26 protein-coding genes are annotated in these 26098 nt (G+C 69.5%); 14 read left to right on the top strand and 12 right to left on the bottom strand.

Features of this window, described 5'->3' with window-relative positions; all coding sequences use genetic code 11:
• Positions 1 to 71: 71 nt before the first annotated feature.
• Positions 72 to 1217 (top strand): ABC transporter ATP-binding protein, encoded by a 1146-nt coding sequence (locus tag OG709_RS20275; RefSeq protein WP_250305463.1) that lies wholly within the window; start codon positions 72 to 74, stop codon positions 1215 to 1217.
• Here the strand turns inward: OG709_RS20275 and OG709_RS20270 are convergent.
• Entirely contained in the window at positions 1204 to 2316 is a 1113-nt protein-coding gene (locus OG709_RS20270; RefSeq protein ID WP_250305464.1) for an alpha/beta hydrolase, read from the bottom strand. The genes OG709_RS20275 and OG709_RS20270 overlap by 14 nt on opposite strands.
• Positions 2317 to 2498: 182 nt before the next feature.
• Here OG709_RS20270 and OG709_RS20265 point away from each other — a divergent pair, with 182 nt between their 5' ends.
• From OG709_RS20265 to OG709_RS20240, 6 genes are all read left to right on the top strand, one after another.
• The gene (locus OG709_RS20265; protein WP_250305465.1) at positions 2499 to 4289 is read left to right on the top strand and encodes a phosphatidylglycerol lysyltransferase domain-containing protein; all 1791 of its coding nucleotides are present in this window, start codon (positions 2499 to 2501) and stop codon (positions 4287 to 4289) included.
• Between the two features lie 121 nt (positions 4290 to 4410).
• Positions 4411 to 5271 (top strand): dihydropteroate synthase, encoded by an 861-nt coding sequence (folP, locus tag OG709_RS20260; RefSeq protein WP_250305466.1) that lies wholly within the window; start codon positions 4411 to 4413, stop codon positions 5269 to 5271.
• Positions 5268 to 5747 (top strand): nuclear transport factor 2 family protein, encoded by a 480-nt coding sequence (locus OG709_RS20255; RefSeq protein ID WP_266641542.1) that lies wholly within the window; start codon positions 5268 to 5270, stop codon positions 5745 to 5747. Before folP ends, OG709_RS20255 begins: the two co-directional genes overlap by 4 nt.
• Before the next feature lie 189 nt (positions 5748 to 5936).
• Positions 5937 to 6296, top strand: coding sequence for a dihydroneopterin aldolase (folB, locus tag OG709_RS20250; RefSeq protein ID WP_250305467.1), 360 nt, complete (start codon positions 5937 to 5939; stop codon positions 6294 to 6296).
• Positions 6293 to 6904 (top strand): 2-amino-4-hydroxy-6-hydroxymethyldihydropteridine diphosphokinase, encoded by a 612-nt coding sequence (gene folK / locus OG709_RS20245; RefSeq protein WP_250305468.1) that lies wholly within the window; start codon positions 6293 to 6295, stop codon positions 6902 to 6904. Before folB ends, folK begins: the two co-directional genes overlap by 4 nt.
• A 55-nt stretch (positions 6905 to 6959) precedes the next feature.
• Positions 6960 to 7442, top strand: coding sequence for a DUF3180 domain-containing protein (locus OG709_RS20240; protein ID WP_250305593.1), 483 nt, complete (start codon positions 6960 to 6962; stop codon positions 7440 to 7442).
• A 108-nt stretch (positions 7443 to 7550) separates the two neighbouring features.
• Here OG709_RS20240 and folE read toward each other — a convergent pair whose 3' ends face one another.
• The 6 genes from folE to dacB form a co-directional block, all read right to left on the bottom strand.
• The gene (gene folE, locus OG709_RS20235) at positions 7551 to 8156 is read right to left on the bottom strand and encodes a GTP cyclohydrolase I FolE (RefSeq protein ID WP_250305469.1); all 606 of its coding nucleotides are present in this window, start codon (positions 8154 to 8156) and stop codon (positions 7551 to 7553) included.
• Between the two features lie 98 nt (positions 8157 to 8254).
• Positions 8255 to 10294, bottom strand: a complete 2040-nt coding sequence (ftsH, locus tag OG709_RS20230) for an ATP-dependent zinc metalloprotease FtsH (RefSeq protein ID WP_250305470.1) — start codon at positions 10292 to 10294, stop codon at positions 8255 to 8257.
• Between the two features lie 216 nt (positions 10295 to 10510).
• The gene (gene hpt, locus OG709_RS20225) at positions 10511 to 11050 is read right to left on the bottom strand and encodes a hypoxanthine phosphoribosyltransferase (protein WP_250305594.1); all 540 of its coding nucleotides are present in this window, start codon (positions 11048 to 11050) and stop codon (positions 10511 to 10513) included.
• Positions 11051 to 11113: 63 nt separating this feature from the next.
• Complete coding sequence (gene tilS, locus OG709_RS20220; RefSeq protein WP_250305471.1) at positions 11114 to 12166, bottom strand: tRNA lysidine(34) synthetase TilS; 1053 nt, start codon at positions 12164 to 12166, stop codon at positions 11114 to 11116.
• 215 nt (positions 12167 to 12381) lie between these two features.
• The gene (locus OG709_RS20215) at positions 12382 to 13527 is read right to left on the bottom strand and encodes a zinc-dependent metalloprotease (protein WP_250305472.1); all 1146 of its coding nucleotides are present in this window, start codon (positions 13525 to 13527) and stop codon (positions 12382 to 12384) included.
• A gap of 46 nt (positions 13528 to 13573) precedes the next feature.
• Positions 13574 to 15031 carry a D-alanyl-D-alanine carboxypeptidase/D-alanyl-D-alanine endopeptidase gene (dacB, locus tag OG709_RS20210; protein WP_329169155.1) on the bottom strand — a complete coding sequence of 486 codons (1458 nt, stop codon included), beginning with the start codon at positions 15029 to 15031 and terminating at the stop codon, positions 13574 to 13576.
• Between the two features lie 144 nt (positions 15032 to 15175).
• Here dacB and OG709_RS20205 point away from each other — a divergent pair, with 144 nt between their 5' ends.
• Together OG709_RS20205 and OG709_RS20200 are read left to right on the top strand one after the other, a co-directional pair.
• The gene (locus tag OG709_RS20205; RefSeq protein WP_250305473.1) at positions 15176 to 15670 is read left to right on the top strand and encodes an inorganic diphosphatase; all 495 of its coding nucleotides are present in this window, start codon (positions 15176 to 15178) and stop codon (positions 15668 to 15670) included.
• A 191-nt stretch (positions 15671 to 15861) separates the two neighbouring features.
• On the top strand, positions 15862 to 17517 hold the full coding sequence (locus tag OG709_RS20200) for a threonine/serine ThrE exporter family protein (protein WP_250305474.1): 1656 nt from the start codon (positions 15862 to 15864) through the stop codon (positions 17515 to 17517).
• Positions 17518 to 17583: 66 nt separating this feature from the next.
• Here the strand turns inward: OG709_RS20200 and OG709_RS20195 are convergent, their stop codons facing one another.
• Positions 17584 to 18279, bottom strand: coding sequence for a DedA family protein (locus OG709_RS20195; RefSeq protein WP_250305475.1), 696 nt, complete (start codon positions 18277 to 18279; stop codon positions 17584 to 17586).
• A 157-nt stretch (positions 18280 to 18436) separates the two neighbouring features.
• Between OG709_RS20195 and OG709_RS20190 the strand changes: the two genes are divergently transcribed.
• The 3 genes from OG709_RS20190 to OG709_RS20180 all read left to right on the top strand — a co-directional run bounded on the left by OG709_RS20190 (position 18437) and on the right by OG709_RS20180 (position 21039).
• The gene (locus OG709_RS20190) at positions 18437 to 18802 is read left to right on the top strand and encodes a YbjQ family protein (RefSeq protein ID WP_250305476.1); all 366 of its coding nucleotides are present in this window, start codon (positions 18437 to 18439) and stop codon (positions 18800 to 18802) included.
• A gap of 137 nt (positions 18803 to 18939) precedes the next feature.
• Entirely contained in the window at positions 18940 to 19572 is a 633-nt protein-coding gene (gene wrbA / locus OG709_RS20185) for an NAD(P)H:quinone oxidoreductase (RefSeq protein ID WP_250305477.1), read from the top strand.
• Between the two features lie 48 nt (positions 19573 to 19620).
• A complete protein-coding gene (locus tag OG709_RS20180) occupies positions 19621 to 21039 on the top strand; it encodes a glutamate decarboxylase (protein WP_250305478.1) in 1419 nt (472 codons plus the stop codon).
• 72 nt (positions 21040 to 21111) lie between these two features.
• Here OG709_RS20180 and OG709_RS20175 read toward each other — a convergent pair whose 3' ends face one another.
• The 3 genes from OG709_RS20175 to OG709_RS20165 form a co-directional block, all read right to left on the bottom strand.
• Positions 21112 to 21750, bottom strand: coding sequence for a PadR family transcriptional regulator (locus OG709_RS20175; RefSeq protein WP_250305479.1), 639 nt, complete (start codon positions 21748 to 21750; stop codon positions 21112 to 21114).
• Positions 21751 to 21857: 107 nt separating this feature from the next.
• Complete coding sequence (locus OG709_RS20170; protein WP_250305480.1) at positions 21858 to 23315, bottom strand: aldehyde dehydrogenase family protein; 1458 nt, start codon at positions 23313 to 23315, stop codon at positions 21858 to 21860.
• Between the two features lie 60 nt (positions 23316 to 23375).
• Positions 23376 to 24269, bottom strand: a complete 894-nt coding sequence (locus tag OG709_RS20165; RefSeq protein ID WP_374211361.1) for a helix-turn-helix domain-containing protein — start codon at positions 24267 to 24269, stop codon at positions 23376 to 23378.
• Positions 24270 to 24538: 269 nt separating this feature from the next.
• On the opposite strand from OG709_RS20165, the gene OG709_RS20160 reads away from it, so the two are divergent.
• Positions 24539 to 25030: an ATP-binding protein gene (locus OG709_RS20160; RefSeq protein WP_250305482.1), complete on the top strand. Its 492-nt coding sequence runs from the start codon at positions 24539 to 24541 to the stop codon at positions 25028 to 25030.
• A 63-nt stretch (positions 25031 to 25093) separates the two neighbouring features.
• Here OG709_RS20160 and OG709_RS20155 read toward each other — a convergent pair whose 3' ends face one another.
• Positions 25094 to 25351, bottom strand: coding sequence for a DUF397 domain-containing protein (locus OG709_RS20155; RefSeq protein WP_250305483.1), 258 nt, complete (start codon positions 25349 to 25351; stop codon positions 25094 to 25096).
• Positions 25352 to 25609: 258 nt separating this feature from the next.
• Here OG709_RS20155 and OG709_RS20150 point away from each other — a divergent pair, with 258 nt between their 5' ends.
• Positions 25610 to 26089: a hypothetical protein gene (locus tag OG709_RS20150; protein WP_266641550.1), complete on the top strand. Its 480-nt coding sequence runs from the start codon at positions 25610 to 25612 to the stop codon at positions 26087 to 26089.
• The last annotated feature ends 9 nt before the right edge of the window (positions 26090 to 26098 follow it).

The following is a 26098-nucleotide window of genomic DNA, read 5'->3' as shown; positions in this document are numbered from 1 at the left end:
ACTGACAATGCCGGGATCCGTCGCACTGCAGCAACATGGCCTTCACAAAGGCCCCGTCACAATGGGGAATCATGATCCGATTCGAAAACGTCACCAAGCGGTACGCCGACGGCACCACTGCCGTCGGCAACCTCTCCTTCGAGGTGGCCCGAGGTGAACTGGTCACGCTCGTCGGACCGTCCGGCTGCGGGAAGACGACCACGATGAAAATGGTCAACCGTCTCATCGAGCCGACCGAGGGCCGGATATACGTCGACGGGGACGACATATCCGCCATCGACCCCGTCGAACTCCGCCGCCGGATCGGCTATGTGATCCAGCAGGTCGGGCTCTTTCCGCACAAGACGGTTCTCGACAACACCGCGACCGTTCCCCATCTGCTGGGCGTCAAGCGGGCGACGGCCCGTGCCCGCGCCGCCGAACTTCTGGAGCTGGTGGGTCTCGACCCGTCCGTCCACGGCGACCGGTACCCCGAGCAGCTCTCCGGCGGTCAGCGCCAACGGGTCGGTGTGGCACGGGCGTTGGCGGCGGATCCGCCGGTCCTGCTGATGGACGAGCCGTTCGGCGCGGTGGATCCCGTGGTCCGCGAGCACCTCCAGAACGAGTTCCTCGCGCTCCAGAAGGCCGTCCGCAAGACCGTCCTCTTCGTCACGCACGACATCGAGGAGGCGGTCCGGCTGGGGGACCGTATCGCCGTCTACGGGCACGGCACGATCGAGCAGTTCGACGCCCCGGCCGCCGTTCTCGGCGCGCCCGCCACGCCCTACGTCGCGGACTTCGTGGGCGCGGACCGGGGCCTCAAGCGGCTGTCCGTCACCCCGATCGAACCCGGCGACCTGGAGCAGCCGCCCGTCGTGCACCTCGACGACCCGCTGCCCGCGAACATCGCCCGGTGGGCCGTCGTGCTGGACTCCGACGACAATCTGCACGGGTGGATCTCCGCCGAACAGGCCGCCACCGCCAAGGGGACCGTGCGCGAGCACGCCCGGCGCATGGAGGCCTGGCTGCCCGTCGGGGCCTCGCTCAAGCAGGCTTTCGCCACGATGCTCCAGCACGACGCCGGCTGGATCGCGGTGATCGACGAGGACAGTGCGGGGCGCTTCCTCGGCGTCCTCACCCCGGCCCGGCTGCACGAGGCGCTGCGGCGTTCCACCGCCGCCGACGCGCGGGACGTCCCGCGGACCGAGGTGGAACTGGAGACCGTCAGCGGCCGGTGAGCCTGCTGCTCAGCCACACCAGGCTCGCGGGGATCTCGCGGCGCCAGGTGTTGAAGTTGTGCCCGCCGCTCGTCAGCGTGATCGAGGAGACCTCGGTGGGCGGCTTCACCTTCGCCATGAACCGCATCGTGCTGCGGTAGTTCCCCTCGCCCGCCTTGCTCGTGGTGACGAGGAGGGATGTCTTCGGGGCGGGCCGGTGCGTCAGGCTCCACAACAGGTCCGCCCGGTCCCGCTCCGCCTTGCTGCCCTGGAAGAGGTCACCGGTCGTCGGGTCCTCGGCCGCCCGGTAGTACGCGGAGAGTCCGGCCCCCGCGCCGTACACGTTCGGGTGATGGATCGCCAGCTTCAGCGCGCAGTAGCCACCGGTCGAATTACCGATGAAACCCCAGCTCCGGGGCCCGGTACCGACCCGGTACGTCGTCCGGACCGCCTCCGGCACATCCTTGGCGAAGAACGTCTCGCTCTGCGGACCGCCCGTGATGTCCACGCACTCCGTGTCCCGCGGCGGAGCCACCGTGGGCCGCAGCATCACCAGCACCATCGGCTTCATCTTCCCTGCTTTGACCTGGTCGTACTCCGTCCTCGGGAAGTGCAGACCCTTGAGCAGGTTCTCCGCGGTGCCGGGGTATCCGGTGAGGACCACGGACACCGGGAAAGTTCGTTTCGCGTACGCCTGCTGGAAGTACTGCGGCGGCAGATAGACGTACGCAGGACTGGCTATCTTCGACTTCCGGCCCTGGATCACGACCTTCTGGATCTGACCGCCGACCGCCGGTTTCGTACCGCCGGGGACGTCCAGGCCCTGCTTCCCCACGATGTGCACGTCCCGGCTGCCCACCTCGTGGTCGACCACCACACCCGGCGTCTGCTCCTGCCCGAAGAGGTCGGCCCAGGAGCCGTAGAAGAGGAAGGAGTTGTTGGCCATGAGTCCGACGGAGGCGAAGACCGCCACCTGCGTGACGAACAGCAGGCCGATGCGGCCCGCCACCGCGCGCCCGCTGCGGCGCGCCAGACGCGGCCAGAGCCAGACCGTCGCGGCGAAGGACACGACGGCCAGCAGTGCGGCAAGTGCCAGGACCTTGTGGCTGGTGAGACCCATGGGTAGGTGCGCTTTCTGCTGTGAGATTTTCCGGGCGGCGGATGAACCCGCCCCCCGGAAATGCCGTCCTAGAGGACACAAATGTCCGGATGCTGCGCCGGTCTCGGCGGCCGGCGGACACAGAACCTCTTGTGGAGCCGTGGGAAGCGATGTCTGTGCCGGTAGATGAGGAAAAGTCGGTAATGGTTCCGAAAAGCGTCCGGCGGATCGTCCAGGGACCCCGCCCGGAGACGGTTCCCGCCCTGATCGGTACGGCCTGCACGCTCGTCGGTCTGCTCGACGTCGCCGGAGGAGTGTTCCCCCGGTTCCGCCACAGCCGGATGCATGCCGTCGCCGAAGTGCTGCCCGGCGCTCTCGGCCCCTTCACCGCCGCACTCGCCCTCTGTGCCGGTGTGCTGCTGCTCCTCCTCGCCCACGGGCTGAAACGCCGTAAGCGCAGGGCCTGGCGGGCCGCGGTGGTACTGCTGCCCGCGGGCGCGGTGGCGCAGTTCGTCTACCGCCACTCCGTCGTCGGTGCGCTGATCTCCCTGGTGCTGCTGTCCCTGCTGGTGCGCCACCGGAGCGAGTTCGAAGCACTGCCCGATCCGCGCAGCCGCTGGAAGGCGCTCGCCAACTTCGTCCTGCTCGGCGCGGGCTCGCTGGGCCTCGGGCTGATCGTCGTCAGCGTCCACCCCGGCCGGGTCGTCGGCAGCCCGAGCATCGTCGACCGCCTCCAGCACGTGCTGTTCGGCCTGGTCGGCTTCGAGGGCCCGGTCGAGTACGCGGGCAACACCTCCTGGACCGTCGCCTACTCACTCGGCTCGCTCGGCCTGCTGACCGCGGTGACCACGATCTACCTGGCCTTCCGTCCCGAACATCCGGCCGCGCGCCTCACCGACGAGGACGAGAAGCAGCTGCGCGCCCTGCTGGCGAAGCACGGCGGCCGGGACTCGCTCGGCCACTTCGCGCTCCGCCGGGACAAGGGCGTCGTCTTCTCGCCGAGCGGCAAGGCGGCCGTCTGCTACCGCGTCGTCTCCGGCGTGATGCTCGCCAGCGGTGACCCGATCGGCGACGTGGAGGCGTGGCCCGGCGCCATCGAGCGCTTCATGGACGAGGCCAAGCTGCACTCCTGGACCCCCGCGGTGATGGGGTGCAGCGAGACCGGCGGTGAGGTCTGGACCCGCGAGACCGGGCTCGACGCGCTGGAACTGGGCGACGAGGCGGTGGTGGACGTGGTGGATTTCTCCCTCGCCGGACGGGCGATGCGCAACGTACGCCAGATGGTGAAGCGTATCGAGCGCGGTGGCTACGAGACGCGGGTCCGGCGCGTCCGTGACGTGAGCGAGGCGGAACTGGAGCGGATCCGGGCAGCAGCGGCGGCCTGGCGCGGCACCGACACCGAGCGCGGCTTCTCGATGGCGCTCGGCCGGATCGGCGACCCCGGCGACGGGGACTGCGTGATCGCCACGGCCCACAAGGCCGACGGGCCGGAATCCCCCTTCGGCGACCTGAAGGCGATCATCCACTTCGTACCGTGGGGTACGGACGGCATGTCCCTGGAACTGATGCGCCGCGACCGCGCCGCCGACCCGGGCATGAACGAGCTGCTGATCGTCGCCTCCCTGGAGGCCTCCCCCGCCCTCGGCATCGAGCGGGTCTCCCTCAACTTCGCGATGTTCCGCTCGGCCCTGGCCCGCGGCGAGAAGCTCGGCGCGGGTCCGGTGCTGCGGGGCTGGCGCGGGCTGCTGGTCTTCCTCTCCCGGTGGTTCCAGATCGAGTCGCTGTACAAGTTCAACGCGAAGTTCCGGCCGCGCTGGGAGCCGCGGTTCGTGGTCTTCCGCAACACCAGCGACCTGCCGCGCATCGGCTTCGCCGCGATGCAGGCCGAGGGGTTCGTCAATCTGGGCCTGCCGTGGCCGTTCTCCCGGCGGGAGCGGGTGCAGGAACGGCCGTGCGCGCATCTCGCGACGGAGAACGGCGCGGAGGCGGCGTAACGGGGCCGAGCGAGCCCGTCCGCCGGCCGGGGCCGCCCCTGGGCCGTACGGGCCGCCCGGCACCCCCTGTCGGCGTACGGACTCCACGGCCGGGCCCGTGGGCAGCGCTTAGGCTGGGGGTATGAGTACGTTGCGCGGGCGAGGCCTGGTTGCAGGACTGCCGGAGTGGGACCGCTGCGCGGTCATGGGTGTCGTCAATGTGACGCCCGATTCCTTCTCCGACGGAGGCCGCTGGTTCGACACCGGCACTGCGGTGAAACACGGCCTCGACCTCGTCGCGGAAGGCGCCGACCTGGTGGACGTGGGCGGTGAGTCCACCCGTCCGGGCGCCAGCCGGGTCGACGCCGACGAAGAGCTGCGCCGGGTGGTGCCCGTGGTGCGCGGCCTGGTCTCCGAGGGTGTCACCGTCTCCGTCGACACCATGCGCGCCGCCGTCGCCGAGCAGGCGATCGAGGCCGGTGCGCTGCTGGTCAACGACGTGAGCGGCGGACTGGCCGACCCCGCCATGATCCCGGTGGTCGCCGCCGCCGAGGCCCCCTTCGTGGTGATGCACTGGCGCGGTTTCAGCGAGTCCATGACCAGCCGGGCGGTCTACCGGGACGTGGTCGCCGAGGTCGTCGCCGAGCTGCGTGTCCGGGTGGACGCGGCGGTCGCCGGCGGTATCGCGCCGGAGCGGATCGTCGTCGACCCGGGCCTGGGCTTCGCCAAGGAAGCCGAGCACGACCTGGCCCTGGTCGCCCACCTCTCCGAGGTACGGGCCCTGGGCCACCCCCTGCTGGTCGCCGCCTCCCGCAAACGCTTCCTCGGCCGCGTACTGGCACGGGACGGCGCCACCCCGCCGCCCGCCCGCGAGCGGGACGCGGCCACCGCCGCCGTCTCCGCGCTCGCCGCCCACGAGGGCGCCTGGGCCGTCCGGGTCCACGAGGTACGGGCCACGGCCGACGCGGTCCGGGTGGCCCGCGCCGTAGAGGGAGCCAAGTGACCGCGAGCACCGAGGTCGAAGAGGTCGAGCTCGCCAACACCACCTTCTACGAGACGATGGAGCGGGGGGACTTCGAGGCCCTCTCCGGGCTGTGGCTGAACGACGAGATCTCCTGCGTCCACCCCGGCTGGCCGGTGCTCTCGGGGCGCGGCGACGTCCTCAGGTCGTACGCGCTGATCATGGCGAACACCGAGTACATCCAGTTCTTCCTGACCGATGTGAAGGTCGGTATCACCGCGGACACCGCCCTGGTGACCTGCACCGAGAACATCCTCAGCGGCGGCCCCGCCGAGGAGGCCGGTGAGCTGGGCCCGCTGGTCGGGCAGCTGGTCGTGGCCACCAATGTGTTCCGCAGGACGCCCGAGGGCTGGAAGCTCTGGTCGCACCACGGATCGCCGGTGCTGGCCGAGACCGGAGAGGACCCTTCCGGTGAAGGCGGTCCGGGCGGCGACGACGGCGAGGAAACGCCCGCCTGAGTGGGCGGCGGCTCCCACAGGGTTGACCCGGCGGACCCGGGGGTAGGGGCGAGTATCACCCACCCGGACTTCTGTACGCGCCCCCGTGATCGGGCGTTGTCAGTGGCCGCAGGTAGATTCGAATGTGTGGGCTACGCCGACCGCTCTCGGCGCCGCCCGCGCTACCGACGAACAGCAGGAGTGATTCGCGTGGATCGTGTCGCGCTGCGCGGCCTCAAGGCCCGTGGGCACCATGGCGTCTTCCCCCGGGAGCGCGAGGAGGGCCAGACCTTCATCGTGGACCTGGTGCTCGGCCTCGACACCCGCCCCGCGGCGGCCGACGACGACCTGACGAAGACCGTGCACTACGGCGTCGTGGCGGAAGAAGTCGTCGATGTCGTCAAGGGCGAACCGGTCGACCTGATCGAGACGCTGGCCGAGCGGATCGCCCAGCAGTGCCTCAAGCACGAAGGCGTCCAGGAGGTCGAGGTGGTCGTGCACAAGCCGGATGCCCCGATCACCGTGCCCTTCGACGACGTCACCATCACCATCATCCGGAGCCGAGTATGACCGTGTATCCCAGCGGGGCGCAGAGCGACCCGACCGTACAGCCGGTGCCCGCCTCCGTGGTCGCGCAGGTCGACGCGGCCGATGTGACACTGTCCAATCCGAAACGGGCGGTGATCTCCCTGGGCGCCAATCTGGGCAACCGCCTGGAGACCCTCCAGGGCGCCATCGACGCCCTGGAGGACACGCCCGGCCTCCGGGTCAAGGCCGTCTCGCCGGTGTACGAGACGGAGCCCTGGGGCGTCGACCCCGGCTCGCAGCCCTCGTACTTCAACGCGGTGGTCGTCGTGAAGACGACGCTGCCGCCGGACTCGCTCCTGGAGCGCGGCCAGGCCATCGAGGAGGCCTTCGACCGGGTCCGTGACGAGCGCTGGGGTCCGCGCACCATCGACGTGGACATCCTGTCGTACGCGGACGTGGTCTCCGACGACCCGGTGCTCACCCTTCCCCACCCGCGCGCCCACCAGCGGGCCTTCGTCCTGGTCCCGTGGCACGACGTGGACCCCGGCGCCGAGCTGCCCGGCCGCGGCCCGGTCGCGGATCTGCTGGCGACCGTCGGCAGCGAAGGTGTACTGGCGCGTGCCGATCTGGAACTCTGCCTGCCCGACTAGTCGTTAGCCTCTGAGGGTCCGGAGGCAGTTCGTGAGCAAGGAAGAGCAGAGTCACGTGAAGCAACTACGGCTCGGTGTACTGGCCGGTCTGTTCGTCGTCGCCGGAGTGCTGTCCTGGGCGGGTGCCCGGCTCTGGAATTCGGTGGGCACCCTGCCGGGCGTGCCGCTCGCCGCGCCCATCGTGCTGGCGGCGATCGCGGTCGTTCTGCTCGCCACGGCTCTCTCGCTGCGTGGGCGACTGCGCGCCCAGCGGGAGCGGCGCCCCGGAGCGAAGGGCGTCGACCCGCTGATGGCGGCCCGCGCGGTGGTCTTCGCGCAGGCCAGCGCGCTGGTCGTGTCGCTGGTCTGCGGGCTGTACGGCGGCACGGGGGTCTATCTGCTCAGCCACCTCGACGACCCGTCCCGCCGGGACCAGGCGATCTACGCCGGGTTCTCGGTGGTGGCCGGGATCGCGGTGGTCGCCGCGGCGTTCTTCCTGGAACGGGTGTGCAAGCTCCCGGACGACGAGGACAAGAACGGCCAGGGCGCGGCGGCCTGACCGGCGCAGCCCGGCCCGCCCGGTCCGCTCCCGTTCCATCAGCTTCCGTCCGGCCCGTTTTCGTTCAGGCCGCTTCCGTCCGCGCTGATCCGTTCCGCGCTGATCCGTTCAGCGCGCCATGATCAGGCTCATGGCCTCGGCCCGCGTCGCCGGATCGCGCAGCTGGCCGCGCACCGCCGAGGTGATGGTCTTCGCGCCGGGCTTGCGTATGCCGCGCATCGACATGCACATGTGCTCGCACTCCACCACCACGATCGCGCCACGCGGCTCCAGGATCTCCATCAGGGAGTCGGCGATCTGCGTGGTGAGACGCTCCTGCACCTGGGGGCGCCGGGCATAGACGTCGACCAGCCGGGCCAGCTTGGAGAGGCCGGTGATCTTGCCGCTGGTCGCCGGGATGTAGCCGACGTGCGCGACACCGTGGAACGGCACCAGGTGGTGCTCACAGGTCGAGAAGACCTCGATGTCCTTGACCAGGACCATCTCGTCGTGGCCGAGGTCGAACGTCGTCGTCAGGACGTCCTCGGGCTCCTGCCGCAGACCCGCGAAGATCTCCTTGTACGCCCGCGCGACCCGGGCCGGAGTCTCCAGCAGCCCTTCACGGTCCGGGTTCTCACCGACCGCGATGAGCAGCTCCCGTACGGCATTCTCGGCCCGCTTCTCGTCGAACTCGCGGATCCGGCTCTCGCCGTCCAGCGTTATCGGGTCCGTCATCTGTGCCTCGCTCCGTAAAAGAAAATGCCGCGTCCCCCAGGCTAGAACCTGGGGGACGCGGCATGCATTCCGGGGCTACCGGCAAGGGCGAGCGGTGATCAGCTCTCCGGCCGGTCCTCGGGAACGGACTCGATGCCGCTGTCCGCGGGGGTCGAGCCGTTGTTGCCCGAAGTGACCGCACCAGCAGCGCCGTTGGTGAGCGCCAGTTCCCTCGGGGAGAGCACCGGCGGCCGGGTCGACGGCGTACGCCGGGTGGAGCCGGTCCACGCCGGACGAGCCGGACGCTTCACGATCCCCGAGAAGACCTCGGCGATCTGCTCCTTGTTCAGCGTCTCCTTCTCGAGGAGCTGCAGGACCAGGTTGTCGAGGACGTCGCGGTTCTCGACCAGGATCTCCCAGGCCTCGTTGTGCGCGGTCTCGATGAGCTTCTTGACCTCTTCGTCGACCAGCGCGGCGACCTCTTCCGAGTAGTCGCGCTGGTGGCCCATCTCGCGGCCCACGAACGGTTCGGTGTTGTCCCCACCGAACTTGATCGCGCCGAGACGCTCGGTCATGCCGTACTGCGTGACCATCGCGCGAGCGGTGGCCGTGGCCTTCTCGATGTCGTTGGCCGCGCCCGTGGTCGGGTCGTGGAAGACAAGTTCCTCGGCCGCGCGCCCGCCCAGCATGTACGCCAGCTGGTCGAGCATCTCGTTGCGCGTGGTCGAGTACTTGTCCTCGTCGGGCAGGACCATGGTGTAACCCAGGGCCCGGCCGCGGGACAGGATCGTGATCTTGTGGACCGGGTCCGAGTTGGGAGATGCCGCCGCGACCAGGGCGTGTCCGCCCTCGTGGTACGCGGTGATCTTCTTCTCCTTGTCGGACATGATCCGGGTCCGCTTCTGCGGGCCCGCCACGACACGGTCGATCGCCTCGTCCAGCGCCTCGTTGTCGACGAGCTTCTGGTTGCCACGCGCGGTGAGGAGCGCGGCTTCGTTCAGCACGTTCGCCAGGTCGGCACCGGTGAAGCCGGGCGTACGACGGGCGACTGCGCCCAGATCGACGTCCGGGGCGACCGGCTTGCCCTTCTGGTGGACCTTGAGGATCTCCAGACGGCCCAGCATGTCCGGCCGGTCCACCGCGATCTGCCGGTCGAAACGGCCGGGACGCAGCAGCGCCGGGTCGAGGATGTCCGGCCGGTTCGTGGCGGCGATCAGAATGACGCCGCCCTTCACGTCGAAGCCGTCCATCTCGACGAGCAGCTGGTTGAGCGTCTGCTCACGCTCGTCGTGGCCACCGCCGAGACCTGCACCACGGTGCCGGCCGACGGCGTCGATCTCGTCGACGAAGACGATCGCCGGGGCGTTCGCCTTGGCCTGCTCGAAGAGGTCACGCACTCGGGAGGCACCGACACCGACGAACATCTCGACGAAGTCGGAACCGGAGATCGAGTAGAACGGGACGCCCGCCTCGCCTGCGACAGCGCGTGCCAGCAGCGTCTTACCCGTTCCCGGCGGCCCGTACAGCAGGACACCCTTGGGAATCTTGGCGCCGACGGCCTGGAACTTCGCCGGCTCCTGCAGAAACTCCTTGATCTCGTGGAGTTCTTCGACAGCCTCGTCGGACCCCGCCACATCGGCGAAGGTCGTCTTGGGGGTGTCCTTGGTGATCAGCTTGGCCTTGGACTTCCCGAACTGCATGACACGGGAGCCACCGCCCTGCATCTGATTCATCAGGAACAGGAAGACCACGACGATGAGCACGAAGGGCAGCAGCGAGAGCAGGATCCCGACGAACGGGTTCTGCTTCGACGGCGAGACCGTGTAGCCCTTCGCGATGTCGCCGCTGTCGACCTTGCTCTGCAGCTTCGCGGCGAGCGCGGTGCCCTGCGCATCGCCGATGTAGTTCGCCTGGAACTTGCTGCCCGACTCGCCACTGAGCTTCTGGCCGCTCTTCATCTCGATCTTGATGACGTTCTCGTCACCAGTCGTGACCTTGGCCTGCTCGACCTGGTTCTTGTCGATCGCCTGGACGACCTTGGAGGTGTCCACTGACTTGTAGCCGCCCGACGAGCCGACGACCTGCATCAACACGACCACGGCGAGGACGGCCAGCACGATCCACATGACCGGCCCACGGAAGTATCGCTTCACGTCCATCCATACGGGGCGGAACTACGCCCCGTCCCTCCTGCCCGTAGGTAAATGCTGCTGTGAGTAAAGAGTGTTCTTCGGACGGTACCCCAGCATCGCCGCCCGCGACCTCACGGGAGTGCACAGGAGTGCCTTCCCCTGCTCCAACGGCGGGAAATAGGTGAGGGTTCCCGTTCGGCTCACGGCTGAACTCCGGCCTGTCCGGCAGAGCCGGACGGGCCGTTATCCGCCGTAGACGTGCGGGGCCAGAGTGCCGACAAAGGGGAGGTTGCGGTACTTCTCCGCGTAGTCGAGTCCGTATCCGACGACGAATTCATTCGGAATGTCGAACCCGGCCCACTTCACGTCGAGCGAGACCTTTGCGGCATCCGGCTTGCGCAGCAGGGTGCAGACCTCCAGCGAGGCGGGCTCACGGGAACCGAGGTTCGACAGCAGCCAGGAAAGCGTCAGACCCGAGTCGATGATGTCCTCGACGATCAGCACGTGCTTGCCCTTGATGTCGGTGTCCAGGTCCTTGAGGATCCGGACCACACCCGACGACTGGGTGCCCGCGCCGTACGACGACACCGCCATCCAGTCCATCGTGACCGACGTGGACAGTGCACGGGCGAGGTCCGCCATCACCATCACGGCGCCCTTGAGAACACCGACGAGCAGCAGATCCTTGCCCGCGTACTCCGCGTCGATCTTCGCTGCCAGCTCCGCGAGCTTGGCGTCGATCTCTTCCTTGGTGATGAGCACCGACGCGAGGTCGGTGCCCATGTCTTTCTCGTTCACCCGGGCCACTTTCAGTTGCTTGTGCTTCGCCTGAGGCGCGGCTCTGCGTCAGCCTTGCCGGATAACCAGTCTGCCACCCTGCCGCTGAGCCTCCACCCGGCCGGGGAGGTTGATGGCCCCCTGCCCCCGCCAGCCGGTGATCAGCCGGTCGATCTCCTCGATGTGCCGGGCGAAGAGCGAACCCGCGGGTGAGCCCGCCGCGATGACCGAGCGGCGCAGCACCCGGCTGCGGACTGCGGGCGGCAGGGCGTTCAGCTTCGCGCACTCCAGTTGCCCGGTCTCGTCACGGGAGGACGCCTCGGCGTCCGCGGCCCAGGCGTCCAGGGCGTCGGCGTCGTCACGGGAGAGACGTGCGGTGCGGGCCAGCGCCTCGACGACGCCCTTGCCGAGCGACTTCTCCAGCGCGGGCAGGCCCTCGTGGCGCAGCCGGGAGCGGGTGTACGCGGGGTCGGTGTTGTGCGGGTCGTCCCAGACCGGCAGCTGCTGGATCAGGCACGCCTTGCGGGCGGTCTGCCGGTCGAGCTGGAGGAAGGGCCTGCGGTACCGGCCGGCCGCCCCCGAGACGGCCGCCATACCGGACAGCGAACGGATGCCGGAGCCGCGGGCCAGGCCGAGGAGGACCGTCTCCGCCTGGTCGTCGCGGGTGTGCCCGAGGAGGACGGCGGCGGCGCCGCGGCGCTCGGCCACCGCGTCCAGCGCGGCGTACCTGGCATCCCTCGCGGCAGCCTCGGGCCCGCCGGCCCGGCCGACGGCCACGGCGACCGATTCGACGGGGTCGAGCCCGAGGCCGCCGAGCCGGGAGACGACTTCGGCGGCCCGGAATTCCGAGCCGTCCTGGAGTCCGTGGTCGATGGTGACGCCGCCCGCGCGGACGGCGAGTTTACGGGCCTCGAAGGCCAGGGCGGAGGCGAGCGCCATGGAGTCGGCGCCACCGGAGCACGCGACCAGCACCAGCGGCTCGGGCCGTCCGTGCGGGGTGCTTCCGGGGTACGCACCGGCGAGGTGCGGGCTTGCGGGCTGTTCGGTCTGTTCGTTCAGTACGTCGTGGAGTACGCGGCGAACCGCCAGGCGTATCGCTGCGACCGCAGGATGGGGACCCATGTCCGGTGCCCTTCGGTGGAGTTGGGGGGGTGCCTCGGATAGACGACAGCGTCACACAGAGTGCATAGATGGTGACAGAAGCGGGCCGATACCCGAGCATTGCACGCCAACCCCTTGCCCACGGTCCCTCGGATGGGTGATGCTGCGCCTTTCTGGGAGACCCGGGGCCCTCCGCCGCGTACTTCAGCCGCGGACGGCCGGGAACGCCGGCCGGGTCAGAGCGACGGGTCGCCCTTGCGGTGCACCCGTGCGATCCAGTCGGCGGGGGCGGCGATCTCCGCCTTGGTGGGCAGCGTGTTCGGCGAGGTCCAGACGCGGTTGAAGCCGTCCATGCCGACCTCGTCGACCACGGTCCGTACGAACCGCTCTCCGTCGCGGTACTGCCGGAGTTTGGCGTCCAGGCCCAGCAGCTTGCGCAGTGCCTGGTCGAGGCGGCCCGCGCCCTGGGCCCGGCGCTGCTGGAACTTCTCGCGGATCTCGTCGACCGACGGCACGACCTGCGGGCCGACCCCGTCCATCACGTAGTCGGCGTGTCCTTCGAGCAGGGACATCACCGCGGTCAACCGGCCCAGGATGTCCCGCTGGGCCGGCGTCTGGACCAGTTCGACCAGCGAGTTCCCGCGGTCGGTGCCGGTGCTGTCGGACGCGTCGGAGCGGTTGCCCGCGAGCGACTGGGCGGCCTCGCGCAGCCGTTCCAGGACGGTCATCGGGTCGACCTCGGTCTCTTCGAGGAACGACTGGATCTCGCCCTCCAGATGGTCGCGCAGCCAGGGCACGGCGGTGAACTGGGTGCGGTGGGTCTCCTCGTGCAGGCAGACCCAGAGCCTGAAGTCGTGCGGGTCGACCTCCAGCTCGCGCTCCACGTGCACGATGTTCGGCGCGACGAGCAGCAGCCGTCCGCCGGTGCCCACGGAGGCCGGGAGGTCACGGTCGGCCGGGGCGAACGTCTCGTACTGCCCGAGCACCCGGGACGAGAGGAACGACAGCAGCATGCCCAGTTCGACGCCGGTCACCTTGCCGCCGACCGCGCCGAGCACCGCGCCGCCCGGCCCGCTGCCGCGCCGCTCCTGCATCTTCTCCAGCAGGGGCCGCAGGACCTCACGGAACCCGGCGACGTTGGCCTTCACCCAGCCCGCCCGGTCCACGACGAGCACCGGGGTGTCCTTGCGCTCGGTGTCCTCCGGGATCATCCGGGTGAAGGCCCGGACGTGTTCCTCGGCGGACTTGGCATGCCTGCGCAGCTCCGCCACCACCGCACGGGCTTCGTCCCTGCTGACGTCCGGACCCTGTTTCGCGAAGCGGGTCGCAGTCGCCGTGGCGAGGTTCCAGTCGACCATCTCGGCACCACCGATGCGCGTCATGTGTCAACCGTACGTTCTCCGATCCGCGGACGGTGAGGTGTTGGCCCTACCGCCCGCAGCCGCAGGACGCCACGGTCGTGCCCAGCCGGTCCAGCGCCGACTGGGCCGCGGTCGGGGAGTCCGTGTCCGAGGCCAGGAACGCGAAGGCGAGCAGCCTGCCCTGGGCGTCGACTACCGTGCCGGCCAGGGTGTTCACCCCGGTCAGGGTGCCGGTCTTGGCGCGGACCAGTCCGGTGGCGTCGGCCGAGTGCGTGTAGCGCTGGTCGAGGGTGCCGGTGAATCCGGCGATCGGCAGGCCGGTGAGGACCGGGCGCAGTTCGGGGTGGGCCGGGTCGCCTGCCCGGGTGAGGAGGGTGGCCAGGAGCGTCGCGGTGACCTTGTCGTGCCGGTTCAGTCCGCTGCCGTCGGCGAAGTGCGCCCCGTCCAGCGGCATGCCGAGCTTCTTGAGCCGATCCTGGACCGCCCGGCCCGCGCCGTCGAAGCTCGCGGGTTCGTGCGCGGCCAGCGCGGTCTGCCGGGCCACCGCCTCCGCGATGTCGTTGTCGCTGTTGGTGAGGGCCCGCTCCACCAGGGCGGACAGCGGCGCCGAGTACGTCCTGGCCACCGGCCGGGCGTCCTTCGGGGAGCGGCCGGACGTCGGTTCGTGCGCGCTGTGGACGGACCGGTGGGCCAGCATCGAGGCGAACAGCCGGGCCGTGTCGCCCGCCGGGTCGCCGGTACGCGGGGCCGGACCGTGATCGTCGCCGCCGCCGGAATTCCCGGAGGATCCGCTGTTCAGCCGTCCCTCGTCCGTCATCAGCGCGCTGACCGGGGCGATGTTGTCGTTGGGGCCGATGGGGTGGAGCGGGGGTCCGGAGTAGAGCGAGGTGTCGTACGAGATACGGACCGAGCTGACGCCCCGGTCGCGCAGCACCCGGGCGGTGTCGTCGGCGAGGGCCCGCAGCCCGTCCCGGTCCAGGGTCGGGTCGCCGCCGCCCGTCAGGGTGAGGCGTTTGCCGTCCGGGGTCGCCGTGACCGTGGTGGCGATGCGGTGGTCGGGGCCGAGCGCGGAGAGCCCGGCGACCATGGTGGCCAGCTTGACCGTGGAGGCCGGGGTCATCGGCTGGTCGGCGTGCGATCCGTACAACTGCTTGCCCGTGGCGGTGTCGATCACCACGCCGCTGCGGCTGCCGCCCAGCGCCGGGGCCCGCATCAGCGGGTCCAGAGCTCCGGCGAGCCCCTTGCCGTCGGGCAGCGCCCCCGCGGGTGCCCGGCCCTTGTCCGCCCCGGTACCGCCGAGCGCCACCAGTACGCCCGGCGCACTCGGTGCGGGGGCCGGACCGGCGGGGCGCGCGGCCCGGCCGTGATCTGCGCCACCTGTACCGCTCCTGGAGGCGGCCCAGTCCCGCTCGGCCTTACGCTGACCCGAGTCCCAGGGTCCGGACGCCGCGATCAGCCCGGCCGCGAGCGCGAGACCGATCACGGCGGAGCCCGCCGAGAGTTGCCATGTCGTCACCTTCGGCATCGGCACCTCGGAGCAGCCCCTTTCGCGATCACACATCGTCGTGGGGGACACTTAACCACTGCGTTTGCCGCGAGCACGGCACCCGGCGGGTCCGGCAGGACGCAGCACCACCCGAAGTTCGTGTTGATCATGGAGGAGCCACCCGTGGAGTTCGACGTCACCATCGAGATTCCGAAGGGTTCGCGGAACAAGTACGAGGTCGACCACGAGACCGGCCGGATCCGTCTGGACCGTCGGCTCTTCACCTCGACCAGCTACCCCGCGGACTACGGATTCGTCGAGAACACCCTGGGCGAGGACGGCGACCCGCTGGACGCCCTGGTCCTGCTGGACGAGCCGACCTTCCCCGGCTGTGTCATCAAGTGCCGCACGATCGGCATGTTCCGGATGACCGACGAGGCGGGCGGCGACGACAAGCTGCTCTGCGTCCCGGCCTCCGACCCGCGGGTCGAGCACCTGCGCGACATCCACCACGTGTCGGAGTTCGACCGTCTGGAGATCCAGCACTTCTTCGAGGTCTACAAGGACCTGGAGCCCGGCAAGTCCGTCGAGGGCGCCGACTGGGTCGGCCGCAGCGAGGCCGAGGCCGAGGTCGAGAACTCGTACAAGCGCCTTCAGGCACAGGGCGGATCGCACTGATCCACGGCTGATCCGGCGCCCCGGCGCGCCACCGATCGCTGCTCCCGCGGGCGGTGTCTCCCTCTGTGCTTGCCTCTGGGCCTGCCACCGGGGAGGCACCGCCCGCGGCCGTCAGCAGGCGGTGGGGCCCGTATCCGTGCTCATACTGGGCAGGCTGCAGACACGGTACGGAAGAGGTGGGAGCGGAGCGAGTGGTGGCTGACACGGACGGTCCCGAGGACCGCAAGCCGCAGTCGGACGAGGTACGCAGCGCGTTCGCGCCGCCGAGCGGCACGGAGTCGCCCGCCCCCGAGGACAGTTCCACCACTTCCGAGTTCGCCGTTCCGCCCGGTCTGTCCGCCGAGTCCGCGGCCGAGCCCGAGGGTTCCGCCTTCACCCCGCCGCAGACGTACAGCGCCCAGAACTCGCCGCCCGCCTTCACCCCGGCCCACGGCTTTCCCATGGTCCGGCTGGCCAAGGAGGCGCCCTGGCAGGACCGGATGCGCACCATGCTGCGGATGCCGGTCCACGAACGGCCCACGCTGGAGGCGGCCCAGAAGCACGACGAGGAGGCCGGGCCCGCGGTCCCCCGGGTGCTGGACCTGACGCTGCGTATCGGCGAGCTGCTGCTCGCGGGCGGCGAGGGGGCCGAGGACGTGGAGGCGGCGATGTTCGCCGTCACCCAGGCGTACGGCCTCGAACGCTGCGAGCCGACCGTCACCTTCACCCTGCTGTCGATCTCCCACCAGCCGTCGCTGGTGGACGACCCGGTGACGGCGAGCCGTACCGTACGCCGCCGGGGCACCGACTACACCCGACTGGCGGCCGTCTACCACCTCATCGACGACATCACGTCGGAGGACGTCGACGTCTCGCTGGAAGAGGCCTACCGCGGGCTCGCCGGGATCCGGCGGAACCGGCACCCGTACCCGGGCTGGGCGCTGACGCTCGCCAGCGGGACGCTGGCCGGAGCGGCCTCGGTGCTGGTCGGCGGCAGCACGCTGGTGTTCTTCGCCGCGATGGTGGGCGCCATGATGGGCGACCGGCTCGCCTGGCTGTGTGCCGGGCGCGGGCTGCCGGAGTTCTACCAGTTCGCGGTGGCCGCGATGCCGCCCGCGGCGATGGGGGTGGCGCTCACCCTCGCGAACGTGCCCGAACTGCGCGCCTCCGCGGTGATCACCGGTGGCCTCTTCGCCCTGCTCCCCGGGCGGGCCCTGGTCGCCGGGGTGCAGGACGGTCTGACCGGCTACTACATCACCGCGTCCGCGCGACTGCTCGAAGTCGTGTACTTCTTCATCTCGATCGTCATCGGCGTGCTGATCGTGCTGTACCTGGGGCTCAAGCTGGGCGCCGACCAGCTGGACGCGGAAGCGGCGCTGCTCACCGTGGACCGTCCGGTCATCCAGATCCTCGCCGCGATGATGCTCACCTTCGCCTTCGCGATCCTGCTCCAGCAGGACCGGTCCACGGTGCTGATGGTGACACTGAACGGTGGGGTGGCCTGGGTGATCTACGGGGCGCTGCACTACGCCGGGGGCTTCTCCCCCGTACCGTCGACGGCCATCGCGGCCGGGCTGGTGGGGCTGTTCGGGCAGTTGTTCTCGCGCTACCGGTACGCGTCGGCGCTGCCGTACGTCACCGCGGCGATCGGGCCGTTGCTGCCGGGCTCCGCGACGTACTTCGGGATGCTGTACATCGCGCACAACGACGTGAACCACGGCCTGGCCTCCCTGACCAAGGCCGCCGCGCTGGCGCTGGCCATCGCGATCGGGGTGAACCTGGGCGGGGAGATCTCACGGCTCTTCATGTATGCGCCGGGTGTGGTCGGCGGCCAGCGCCGCGCGGCGAAGCGGACGCGCGGGTTCTAGCGCGTTACGGCGGCCCGTGGCCCGCTGCCGTTCCCGGGCCGCCCAGCTCACCGTTTCCGCTCACCGCTACCGCTTCGCGTGCCGTCCGCGCGTGGTCGTCGGCACCGGTCCGTCGCCGGTCTCGCCCGCCGCGGCCTGCTTCTGCGCCTTGCCGCGGGCCCGCAGGTACTCGATCGCGATCGGGATCACCGAGACCAGCACGATCGCCACCAGGATCAGCTCGATGTGCTTGTTGACGAAGTCGATCTTGCCGAGGACCGCGCCGAGCAGCGTGACCCCCACGCCCCAGAGCGTGCCGCCGATGATGTTGAAGATCAGGAACGAGCGGTAGTTCATCCGGCTCACGCCCGCGATGATCGGCGTGAACGTCCGCACCACAGGCACGAAGCGGGCCAGGATCAGCGACTTCGGGCCGTACTTCTCGAAGAACTCGTGCGCCTTCTCGACGTTCTCCTGCTTGAAGAGCTTGGAGTCCGGGCGCTTGAACAGCGACGGGCCGACCTTGCGGCCGAAGAGGTAGCCGACCTGGTCGCCCACGATCGCGGCGATCGCGACCAGCGCGCAGAGCAGCCAGAGCGGGGTGCCGAGCTTGCCGGTGGTGACCAGCAGACCGCTGGTGAACAGCAGCGAGTCGCCGGGCAGGAAGAAGCCGATCAGCAGGCCTGATTCGGCGAAGACGATCGCCAGCAGACCGGCCACCCCGAAGGTGCTGATCAGGTAGTCCGGGTCCAGCCAGCTCGGTCCGAGCGCGAGAGTGGTCACGGGTTCCGGGCTCCTGGGGTCAGTCGGCATGGGTGCCATGCGGGTAATGGCTGGCCAAAGTTATCAACGCCCGCAGCCGAATCCTGGTTCCATCACATCACCGAGGGTGCGATATGTGCATTTTCAGGCAAAAGTGATCACCAGGAGGTGGATGCCGATGAGCATCGAGAATTACGGCGGCGGACAGACCCCTCAGTCCGACGTACTGGTCGTCACGACGAACGATGTCCCGGGCTACGCGGTCCAGCAGGTGATCGGCGAGGTGTTCGGCCTCACCGTCCGCTCCCGCCATCTGGGCAGCCAGATCGGGGCCGGACTGAAGTCGATGATGGGCGGCGAGCTCAAGGGGCTGACGAAGACCCTGGTGCAGACCCGTAACCAGGCCATGGAGCGGCTGATCGAACAGGCCCGCGTGCGGGGCGCCAACGGGGTGCTCGCGATGCGGTTCGACGTCACCGAGGCGGCCGATGTCGGCACCGAGGTGTGCGCGTACGGCACGGCGGTCGTGATCGGCAAGCTGTGACGTGACCCGGGGTGGCGCCGCCCGGGACGTCCGGGCCGCGCCACCCCGCCCCGCCGCACACGCCCGCGGCCCGGCGAGCCGTCCGGGGTATTTGTCCGTATCGTCGCCGCAGGGGGTCTCAGGAGGAGGTTCATCGCATGCCCACGTCCGTGGATCCCGTGAAGATCGCCGTCATCTACTACTCCAGCACCGGCACCGTCGCCACCATCGCCAGGGAGATCACCCGGAGTTCGGAGGCGGCGGGAGCCGAGGTACGGCTGCGCAGGGCCCAGGAGCTGGCCCCGCAGGCAGCCATCGACTCCACCCCCGCCTGGGCGGCCAATGTGCAGGCCACGGCGGACATTCCCGAGGCCCAGCCCGACGACATGATCTGGGCGGACGCCGTGGTCTTCGGCACCCCCACCCGCTTCGGCAACGTCACCTCCCAGCTCAAGCAGTTCATCGACACGCTCGGCGGACTGTGGCAGGCGGGACAGCTGGCCGACAAGGTGTACAGCGGGTTCACGTCGACCGCGACCACGCACGGCGGGCAGGAGTCCACGCTCCTGGCCCTGTACAACACCGTTCACCACTTCGGCGGTATCCTCGTCGCCCCCGGGTACACGGATCCCTCGAAGTTCATCGACGGCAACCCGTACGGCACTTCTCATGTGGCGGGGCAGGGCGACATCCCCGTGGGAGAGCAGACCCTGATCGCGGCACGGGTCCAGGCCGAGCGGGTCGTCCAGATCACCCGGGCCCTCAAGGCCGGTCGGGCCGCCGACAGTTGACGGACCTGCGGGCCGGTCGGACCAGCTAGCGGAAGGCGAGCGCGAACCATGGCACTGCACCGAGGCGCGGACGGATCCAAGGCGAAGAGGGCGGCGACCGTCGCGGTCAACCCCTTCTTCGGCGAAGCGAATCCGGTCGCCGGTATGGACACCGCGCCGCCCAAGCACCGGCTCCCCGACGGCCCACTGCCGCCGTCGAGCGCGTACCAACTGGTCCATGACGAGCTGATGCTGGACGGCAACTCCCGGCTCAACCTGGCCACGTTCGTCACGACGTGGATGGAGCCGCAGGCCGATGTGCTCCTCGCGGAGTGCCGGGACAAGAACATGATCGACAAGGACGAGTACCCGCGCACCGCCGAACTGGAGCGGCGCTGTGTCGTGATGCTCGCCGATCTGTGGAACGCACCGGATCCCGCGACGGCCGTGGGCTGTTCCACGACCGGCTCCAGCGAGGCGTGCATGCTCGCGGGCATGGCGCTGAAGCGCCGCTGGGCGAAGCGGAACGCGGACCGCTATCCGGCGACCGCCCGGCCGAACCTCGTCATGGGCGTCAACGTCCAGGTCTGCTGGGAGAAGTTCTGCAACTTCTGGGAGGTCGAGGCGCGCCTGGTCCCCATGGAGGGTGACCGTTTCCACCTCGACCCGCAGGCCGCGGCGGACCTCTGTGACGAGAACACCATCGGCGTGGTGGCCGTGCTCGGCTCCACCTTCGACGGTTCGTACGAACCGGTCGCCGAGCTCTGCGCGGCCCTGGACGCCCTCCAGGAACGGACCGGCCTGGACATCCCCGTCCATGTCGACGGCGCGTCCGGCGCGATGGTCGCCCCCTTCCTGGACGAGGACCTGGTCTGGGACTTCAGGCTGCCGCGGGTCTCCTCGATCAACACCTCGGGCCACAAGTACGGCCTCGTCTACCCCGGTGTCGGCTGGGCCCTGTGGCGGTCCGCCGAGGAGCTGCCCGAGGAACTGGTCTTCCGCGTCAACTACTTGGGCGGCGACATGCCGACCTTCGCGCTCAACTTCTCCCGGCCGGGAGCACAAGTGGTGGCGCAGTACTACTCGTTCCTGCGGCTCGGGAAGGACGGCTACCGGGCCGTCCAGCAGACGAGCAGGACCATCGCGGAGAAACTGGCCGGGCGGATCGAGGCGTTCGGCGACTTCCGGCTCCTGACGCGGGGCAACGAACTGCCGGTGTTCGCCTTCACCACCGCCCCCGACAACACGCACTTCGACGTCTTCGACGTGTCCCGGCGGCTGCGCGAACGGGGCTGGCTGGTACCGGCGTACACCTTCCCCGAGAACCGGCAGGACCTCTCGGTGCTGCGGGTGGTCTGCCGCAACGGCTTCTCCGAGGACCTGTCGGACCTCCTGGTGGGCGACCTGGAAGGGCTGCTGCCCGAACTGCGGCGCCAGTCGGCGCCGTTGGAGCGGAGCAAGACGCTGGCGACGGCCTTCCACCACTAGGACCTGTGCTGGGACCTGCCCTGGGACCTGTCCGGCCGGACAAGGGTCCTGGGCGTTCGGATCAGGCCGGGCTCACGGGTTCCGGGCGTTCGGATCGGGCCGGGCGTACGGGTTCTCCTCGCCCTCGGCGAGGACCCCCACGAAGGGCTCGCCCTCGCCCGCGAACACGTACGCCCCGCCCTCGATCCGCTCGATCAGCCCGCGCGTCCACTCGGCCCCGCCGTCCGCCGTATGGACCCAGAGGTTCATGATCTCGCCGATGTGACCGAGCTGCTGCGGCCCCTCCTCGGGGATGTAGCGCTCGGTCACCTCGGCCCGCCAGGCCTCGATCCCGCGCACCCGTTCCTTCAGCAGCCCGACGGCCTCGGCCCGCTCCAGGTCGACGATGCAGCCGAGCGCCGCCGACAGCACGTCCATCTTCTGGTCGTGGCCGACCAGGGCCGCACGCAGCAGTCCGAGGTACTCGGACCGGCCGGCCGGCGTCAGCTCGTACTCGGTGCGCGGCGGCCCGCCCGCGGTGCTCGGCGCGGTCTCGTGGGCCAGCAGCAGGCCTTGCTTCGCCAGCTGCTTCAGGGCGTGGTAGATGGAGCCCGGCTTGGCGCTGGACCACTCGTGGGCGCCCCAGTACTCCAGGTCGTTGCGCACCTGGTAGCCGTGTGCCCGCCCGTGCTGGCGGACCGCACCGAGGACGAGCAGACGGATCGCTGACATGGGCCCAGCGTAGAGCCTTCGCTCGCGCGCCCGGCCTGCTCAGCCGACGGCATCCGACCGCGGCACGTCAGACCACGGCACGTCAGGCCGCAGCACGTCCCGGCACATCAGAACGGGAAGTCCGTACGGCCGTGCTGGATCGAGATCCACTTCTGGGTGGTGAACGCCTCCACCGTCGAGTCACCGTTCAGCCGCCCGAGCCCCGAGTACTTCTCACCGCCGAAGGCCACCAGCGGCTCGTCCTGGATCGTCGAGTCGTTGACATGCATCATGCCGGTGACGACCCGCTTGGCGAACCGCACGCCCCGCTCCACATCGGCGGTGTGCACGGCGCCGCTCAGGCCGTACGGGCTGTCGTTGGCCAGCCGTACGGCGTCGTCCTCACCGTCGAAGGTCACCAGCAGCACCACCGGACCGAAGATCTCCTGCTGGTGCAGCGGGGAGTCGGCGGGCAGCCCGGCCAGGACCGTGGGTTCGACCAGATTGCCGTGCGTGGTGCCCCGGACGAGCGCCGTGGCGCCCTCCGCCACGGCCTGGTCCACGAGGTTGGTCAGCGCCTCGGCCTGGAAGCCGTTGATGACCGGGCCGATGTGGGTCTCCGGGTCGGCGGGATCGCCGGTCCTGAGCGCCGCCACGCGCTCGGTGAACTTCTCGGCGAACCGGTCCGCGACGCCGCGGTCCACCAGGATCCGGTTGGCCGCCATGCAGACCTGACCCTGGTACGCGAAACGGCTGAAAATCGCCGCGTCGACCGCGTAGTCCAGGTCCGCGTCGTCGAGCACCACGAGGGCGCTGTTGCCGCTGAGTTCCAGGATGGCCCGCTTGAAGTGGCTGCCCGCGACCGCGCCGACGTGGCGGCCCACCCGGTCGGAGCCCGCGAACGAGATCACCTTGGGCACCGGGTGCTCGATGAGCGCGTCACCGATCTCGGCGATGTCGGTGACGAGGACGTTCAGCAGCCCGCCCGGCAGGCCCGCGTCCTCGAAGATCTTGGCGATCAGGCCGCCGCCGACGACGGGCGCGTTCTGGTTCGGCTTGACGACCACCGCGTTGCCCAGCGCCAGCGCGGGCGCGACCGACTTGAGGGTGATCAGGAACGGGAAGTTGAAGGGGCTGATCACACCGACGACGCCGACCGGCAGCCGGTAGACGCGGTTCTCCTTGCCGTCCACCGGGGACGGCAGGATCCGTCCCTCCGGGCGCACCGCGAGCTGTATCGCCTCGCGCAGGAACTCCTTCGCCGCGCGGACCTCGTACTCCGCCTTGACCCGGGTCCCGCCGAGTTCCTCGATCATCGCCTCGACGATCGCGGTCTCGCGCTCCTCGGTGATCCGCAGCGCCCGCTCGAAGACGAGCCGGCGGGTGTACGGATTGGTCTGCGCCCAGGCCTGCTGCGCGCGTTCGGCGGCACGGTAGGCCTCGTCGACCTCGTCGACCGTCGCCACGGTGATCGAGGCCAGCTTCTCGCCGTTGTACGGGTTGAAGTCGATGATGTCCCACGAGCCACTGCCGGTCCGCCACGCGCCGTCGATGTACTGGTGGGCCAGCTCGGTGAAGAAGGACATGTCATCCCCTACTGCTACTGCTGGTACAGACTCCTGATGTGACGTCATCGTACTTACGTATTACGAGAGTTGGAGTAGACCACGGAGAACGTCCCGGCTGCCCGCCGGATCCGGGCTCTCGCGCTGGAGTTCCTCCATGACCTGCTCGTACTGCGCGACCTCTTCGGGCTTGTCCAGATACAGCGAACTGGTCAGCTGTTCCAGGTAGACGAGGTCCGACAGATCGGACTCCGGGAAGCGCAGCAGCGTGAAGGCGCCGCTCTCCCCCGCGTGCCCGCCGAAGCTGAAGGGCATCACCTGGAGCGTGACGTTCGGCTGCTCGGAGATCTCCATGAGGTGCTGCAACTGGCCCCGCATCACGTTCCGGTCGCCGTACGGGCGGCGCAGCGCCGCTTCGTCGAGTACGGCATGGAGTTGCGGCGCGCTCTCCGAGACCAGCGCCTTCTGCCGCTCCAGGCGCAGCGCGACGCGCCGGTCGATCTCGGCGGTCGACGCCTTGGGGTTGCCGCGCGAGACGACCGCGTGGGCGTACGCCTCGGTCTGCAACAAGCCGTGCACGAACTGCACTTCGTACGCACGGATCAGCGAGGCAGCGCCTTCGAGTCCGACGTACGTCTGGAACCAGCCGGGCAGTACGTCGCCGTAACTGTGCCACCAGCCCGCCAAGTTGGCCTCCTTGGCCAGACCGAGGAGGGCCGCTCGCTCCGCGTCGTCGATCACTCCGTAGAGCGTGAGGAGATCCTCTACGTCCCTGGCCTTGAAGCTCACCCGTCCCAACTCCATGCGGCTGATCTTGGATTCGGACGCGCGGATCGAATATCCGGCCGCCTCGCGGGTGATCCCGCGTGATTCGCGCAGGCGCCTGAGCTGTGAGCCCAGCAGAATGCGCCGTACAACAGAACCTCCCCCGGGGCTCAACGTCTGGGGAGAACCCCATGACTCGCCTCCTGGCACGTTTCCAACCCTCCCCGGTCGCGATGTGACGCGCAGTCTGCCATCAAAACGCTTCACCCCGTACTCAATCGATTACAGAAAGAGCAAAGCTCGAAAATCAGCCGCAGGAAGAAATGACCAAGAAACGGTACGGGCCCGCGCAAGTCCGGCGCGTGCACGTGCATCTGCCCTTGCATCTGCCCTGCGCATTCGGAACCATGGTCCCCGCGCACCTGCGTTCTCGTACCACCGCACGCTGGCTACGGCCGCGAATCCCGGGAGTGCCTCGCATGGGGACGAATGGATCGACCATGCTCGAGCCGTTAAGGCAGGGGCTTCCCCCCATCGACCCCGCGGCCGTGTCCAGTTCTGCTTCGTGCTCGCTGCCGCCACGCTTCGAAGCGGTGCGCGGGGCGCGGCAGTTCACCAAGTCGACGCTCGGCTCCTGGGGTCTCTGCGAACGGTTCGACGACGTCGCGCTGGTCGCGTCCGAACTCGTCACCAACGCGTTGCGGCACGCGCTGCCCGCCGACGCCCCGAGGAACGAGGACGCCCCGGTCCGGCTGCACCTGATGCGGTGGACCTCACGGCTGGTGTGCGCGGTCCGTGACCCCAGCGACGAGGGCCCCAGCGCGCGCGACGTGGGCGACTTCGCCGCCGAGTCGGGCCGCGGGCTCTTCCTGGTGGACTCCTTCGCCGACAGCTGGGGATGGCACCCGTTGGCGGGCACGCTGAGCGGCAAGGTGGTCTGGGCACTCTTCCGGCTGCACACCGCCGACTAGAGGATCTGTCCGGCCGGTCTTCGCCGGGCGCCGTACAGCGTCGCACGGCGTGGGCAGGGCCGGCTACGGCTGGTCCGTTTCCGCCCCGGCCACGAGGTGGTCGAACTCCCCGGCCTTCACGCCGATCAGCATGGCCGCTATCTCCGCCGGGGTGTAGACGAGGGCCGGCCCTTCGGGATGGCGTGAATTGCGCACCGCCACATCACCGCCGGGCAGTTTGGCGAACTCCACGCACGATCCCTGCGAGTTGCTCTGCTCACTCTTCTGCCAGACGACCCCGTGAAGTGCTGTGGCCGCCATGCCGTTGTACGCGTGGTGCACAGGTCGCTCCCGGGAAGTGCAGAAGTACGGAAGTACAGATGTCAACTGTCCTGGATCATAGCTGTGTTCACATGCCGATGCATGAGCAAATGCACGTGCACACGGGGTGTTCGTTCCACTACAGCTTTGCCCCTGAAAGCGTTCTCATTCACTGTGACGCGCGGCGCTTCGATCCGGCTCCCTGGTAGTTTGGCGCGTTCCGCGCTTCCGGCGTTCCGGCGCTCCGGCGCGCCCGTCTCGAACTCAGGGGGAGATGAAGTGAACAGGTTCGTACGTACCAGCGGCGCAGCCCTCGCGGGTCTGGCAACGGTCCTGGTGATCAGCGGCTGTTCCAGCAGCAACGACAAGAGTTCCGACGCCTCGGACAGTCAGAAGACCGCCGCCCCCGCCCCGTCGGCGAGCTCCGGCGGCGCCGGGAGCGGCGACAGCGGTGCGAAGTCAGCTGACGTCGAGGGCAGTTGGCTCGCCACCACCGACGGGAAGTCCACGGCGCTGGTGATCCAGGGCAAGCAGGCCGCCATCGCGGGCCAGCACGTCTGCACGGGCACGGTGGCCGACATGGGCAAGCCGATGCTGTCGCTCACGTGCCCGGACGGGAACACCGACCGGACCATGGGGTCGATCGAGTCCGCCGACGGCAGGACCATGACGGTCTCGTGGGACGCCGGGCTCAAGGACACCTTCAAGAAGACCGACGGCGGGAAGCTCCCGGGCGGGCTGAAGCTGCCGAACCCGTAGCGGGTGGGT

It is taken from the genome of Streptomyces sp. NBC_01267 (assembly GCF_036241575.1).
GTDB lineage: Bacteria > Actinomycetota > Actinomycetes > Streptomycetales > Streptomycetaceae > Streptomyces.
Note: the sequence above shows the minus strand (reverse complement) of the source record. Positions and strands in the feature narration are given on the sequence as shown.